Raw genomic sequence first — 4,641 nt, forward strand, 5'->3', positions numbered from 1 at the left:
TCAACACAAACTAATTAGAAATTTTCACAAGCTAACCAAACAACATATAAAACTAAAATTTTATAAAATAATAACAACTAACAATAAGCATAAAAAAATAAACTAATTTAAGGATTAAACAACTAAATAATTTCAATAACCAACAATAAAAATAAACATAAGATTATATATAAAGTAAGAATAATAAGAGAATTAACAAGTCCGCAATGAGCTACTTTCCCCCTGCCAGTAAGGCGTAGTATCATCACCCACGATGTGCTTAGCTTCTTGGTTCGGGATGGAGCAAGGCGTCTCCACATCTGTATAATCACGGACATTGTTATTTAAATATTCTATTTAATATAGCATAATAAAAGCAATCAATAAGATTTAGATATAAAAATCATTATTTTTATTTTAGTTTTCATCTTATTCTTATATTTAAATGTTTTACTAAACTAAATACTTTATTGTTTTAGAATACTTAAAAAACAATGTTAAGAGCAAGTTCTAATATAAACTTTACTTGTAAGATTTTATAAGCTAAATATAGTTTTCATATAAAAACATTCAAAGCTTTATTAAAAACCTTAACAAGGAAGTGATGCTTAAATAAGATAAGCCAAACGCTCTATTAGTACTGGTCAGCTAAAGGACTTTCATCCATTACACACCCAGCCTATCAAACTAGTAGTCTTCTAGAGAGCTTAGAGAAGATTCATCTTAGAGTTGGCTTCACGCTTAGATGCTTTCAGCGTTTATCCGTTCCAAACTTAGCTACGCTGCGATGCTCTTGGCAGAACAACAGCTACACCAGTGGTTTGTTCAACCCGGTCCTCTCGTACTAGGGTCAAATCTCTTCAATCTTCTTACGCCCACGGCAGATAGGGACCGAACTGTCTCACGACGTTCTGAACCCAGCTCGCGTACCGCTTTAAATGGCGAACAGCCATACCCTTGGGACCTGCTCCAGCCCCAGGATGCGATGAGCCGACATCGAGGTGCCAAACCTCCCCGTCGATGTGAGCTCTTGGGGGAGATCAGCCTGTTATCCCCGGGGTACCTTTTATCCTTTGAGCGATGGCCCTTCCACACAGAACCACCGGATCACTAAGACCGACTTTCGTCTCTGCTTGACTTGTATGTCTTGCAGTTAAGCTGGCTTATACCTTTATACTCTACGAACGATTTCCAACCGTTCTGAGCCAACCTTTGTAAGCCTCCGTTATTATTTGGGAGGCGACCGCCCCAGTCAAACTACCCACCAGACATTGTCCCACTTGAGGATAACTCAAGCTGGTTAGCTACCCAAATAAGAAAGAGTGGTATCTCAACAACGGCTCATATACAACTGGCGTCATATACTCAAAGCCTCCCACCTATCCTGCACATTCTTATCCAAATAGCAGTGTCAAGCTGTAGTAAAGGTCCACGGGGTCTTTCCGTCTTGCCGCGGGTAGGAGGAATTTTCACCTCCACTACAATTTCACTGGATCCCTCTTTGAGACAGCTCCCATCTCGTTACGCCATTCATGCAGGTCGGTATTTAACCGACAAGGAATTTCGCTACCTTAGGACCGTTATAGTTACGGCCGCCGTTTACTCGGGCTTCGATCAAGAGCTTCGCTAATGCTAACCCCATCAATTAACCTTCGAGCACCGGGCAGGCGTCACACCCTATACATCCTCTTACGAGTTAGCAGAGTGCTGTGTTTTTGGTAAACAGTCGGGAGGGACTCTTTGTTGTAAGTTTCTTCGCTTTCGGAGTAAATCCTAATACGAAGCGAACCACACCTTATACCGAAGATACGGTGCTATTTTGCAGAGTTCCTTAAAGAGAGTTCTTCCACGCGCCTTAGAATACTCATCCCACCCACCTGTGTCGGTTTACGGTACGGGCAACATTAGCTAAACTTAGAAACTTTTCTTGGCTCGACGGCATCAGCAATTCTCCTCGCTGTCCGAAGACTTTGAAGAGCCTTTCAGTTCTCGGAGTATTGTTATACGGATTTGCCTATATAACCTCCTACGACCTTAGACTAGCACTTCCATCCGCTAGCTTGCTTAGCCCTAAGCGTCCTTCCATCGCACACTAATGTTGGTATTGGAATATTAACCAATTTGCCATCGTCTACCCCTTTCGGACTCGACTTAGGACCCGACTAACCCTACGATGACGAGCATCGCGTAGGAAACCTTGGGTTTACGGCGTTAATGATTCTCACATTAATTATCGCTACTCATGCCTGCATGCTCACTTCTATTCGCTCCAGCACTCCTTACCGGTATACCTTCGGCGCAAATAGAACGCTCTCCTACCACTTGATAAAATCAAGTCTACAGCTTCGGTACTTACTTTAGCCCCGTTATATTTTCCGCGCAAAATCACTAGACCAGTGAGCTATTACGCTTTCTTTAAAGGATGGCTGCTTCTAAGCCAACCTCCTGGTTGTTTAAGTAACTTCACATCGTTTTCCACTTAAGTAAGATTTAGGGACCTTAGCTGGTAGTCTGGGTTGTTTCCCTCTTGACGACGGATTTTATCACTCGCCGCCTGACTGCTGTGATTACATATAAGGTATTCGGAGTTTGATAGGGTTTGGTACATTGGTGTATGCCCTAGCCCATTCAGTGCTCTACCCCCTTATACTACGACACAACGCTATACCTAAATATATTTCGGAGAGAACCAGCTATCACGAAGTTTGATTGGCCTTTCACCCCTATCCACAAGTCATCCGGGGGCTTTTCAACGCCTATCGGTTCAGTCCTCCACTAGTTCTTACACTAGCTTCAACTTGCTCATGGATAGATCACTTCGTTTCGGGTCTGCAGCATCTGACTTAAGCGCCCTATTCAGACTCGCTTTCGCTACGGCTTCGCGTGTGCTTAACCTTGCCAGACACCACAACTCGCAGGCTCATTATGCAAAAGGCAGTCCATCACACTGTATTGCTACATAGTGCTCTGAATGATTGTAAGCAAATGGTTTCAGGTTCTATTTCACTCTGATCACCTCAGTTCTTTTCACCTTTCCCTCACGGTACTTGTGCACTATCGGTCTGGTAGTAGTATTTAGGGTTGGATCGTGGTCGACCCAGCTTCAGACAGGATTCCTCGTGTCCCGCCCTACTCAGGATACTGCTAGCTAAGGTTTGGTTTTCGTATACGGGACTATCACCCTCTATGGCTACACTTTCCAGAGTGTTCTACTAACCTCACCTATTGCACATTGCAGTCCTACAACCCCCAGTGCAAGCACTGGGTTTGCCCTCTTGCGCTTTCGCTCGCCGCTACTAACGCAATCTCTATTGATTTCTTTTCCTGTAGGTACTAAGATGTTTCAATTCCCTACGTTCGCTCCATTATGGTAGTATATATCTCTATATACTGGGTTGCCCCATTCGGAAATCTACGGATCAAAGCTTCTTGACAGCTCCCCGTAGCTTATCGCAGTCTAGTACGTCCTTCATCGCCTTTACCAGCCAAGGCATCCACCATTCGCTCTTAATAGCTTACCTTTTAAATTCATTCTAAAACGCATCACTTCCTTGTTAAAGTTTTTATGATAAGACTTTACTATCTTAAGACGGAAAGCATTTAAACACTTAATAAAACTAAAAATATTAGTCTCACTAAGCTGTAAGTTTAAAACTTGTCTTTAACTAAAAGCTAAAGAAAAGATAGTTAGGTTTTATCCTTTAACAAGTCCTGTAAAATTGTTTTTATTAAAACTTGCTTGTGACTCTTAACAATGATAATTCAAATAACATTAAATAACTAATCTAATATATAAAATATTCTATTATTTATTTAGCTTAGGTCTTAAAACCTAAAGGAAGTATATATAAAGAGTTTAAATAATTTAAAAACATAAGTAATAAATTATTTTACTTTATTTACTGCTTTATTATTAGCTATATACTTACTTTAAGTTTTAAAACTTTATTATATGATTGATAAACAAATCTTTTTTATGGTGGGCCTAACAAGACTTGAACTTGTGACCTCACCCTTATCAGGGGTGCACTCTAACCAGCTGAGCTATAGGCCCTTAATAAATGGTGGAGAATAGCGGGATCGAACCGCTGACCTCCTGCGTGCAAAGCAGGCGCTCTCCCAGCTGAGCTAATTCCCCAAAATTAGCTTTTCATCAATCTTTGAAATCTAAACAAGGATGATTGAGTCTATATATGAACTGATAGTTGTGAGACTTATCAGTTTGTACTCTAGAAAGGAGGTGATCCAACCGCAGGTTCTCCTACGGTTACCTTGTTACGACTTCACCCCAGTCGCTGATTCCACTGTGGACGGTAACTAGTTTAGTATTCCGGCTTCGAGTGAAATCAACTCCCATGGTGTGACGGGCGGTGAGTACAAGACCCGGGAACGTATTCACCGTAGCATGGCTGATCTACGATTACTAGCGATTCCGGCTTCATGCTCTCGAGTTGCAGAGAACAATCCGAACTGGGACATATTTTATAGATTTGCTCCACCTCGCGGTATTGCGTCTCATTGTATATGCCATTGTAGCACGTGTGTCGCCCTGGGCATAAGGGCCATGATGACTTGACGTCGTCCACACCTTCCTCCTCCTTACGAAGGCAGTCTATTTAGAGTGCTCGGCCGAACCGTTAGCAACTAAATACGTGGGTTGCG

At 42.1% G+C, this 4,641-nt stretch carries 2 tRNA genes and 3 rRNA genes; all 5 read right to left on the reverse strand.

The window, feature by feature from the left end:
* Positions 1-198: 198 nt before the first annotated feature.
* Positions 199-315 (reverse strand): 5S ribosomal RNA (gene rrf, locus L8W55_RS07780).
* Positions 316-592: 277 nt separating this feature from the next.
* Positions 593-3,500 (reverse strand): 23S ribosomal RNA (locus tag L8W55_RS07785).
* Between the two features lie 456 nt (positions 3,501-3,956).
* Positions 3,957-4,033, reverse strand: a tRNA-Ile gene (locus tag L8W55_RS07790).
* An 8-nt stretch (positions 4,034-4,041) separates the two neighbouring features.
* Positions 4,042-4,117 (reverse strand) — tRNA-Ala (locus tag L8W55_RS07795).
* Between the two features lie 95 nt (positions 4,118-4,212).
* Positions 4,213-4,641 (reverse strand): 16S ribosomal RNA (locus L8W55_RS07800); the annotation flags it as partial.

Origin of the sequence: Campylobacter sp. FU_520 (assembly GCF_025772385.1) — a bacterium.
Taxonomy (GTDB): domain Bacteria; phylum Campylobacterota; class Campylobacteria; order Campylobacterales; family Campylobacteraceae; genus Campylobacter_D; species Campylobacter_D lari_C.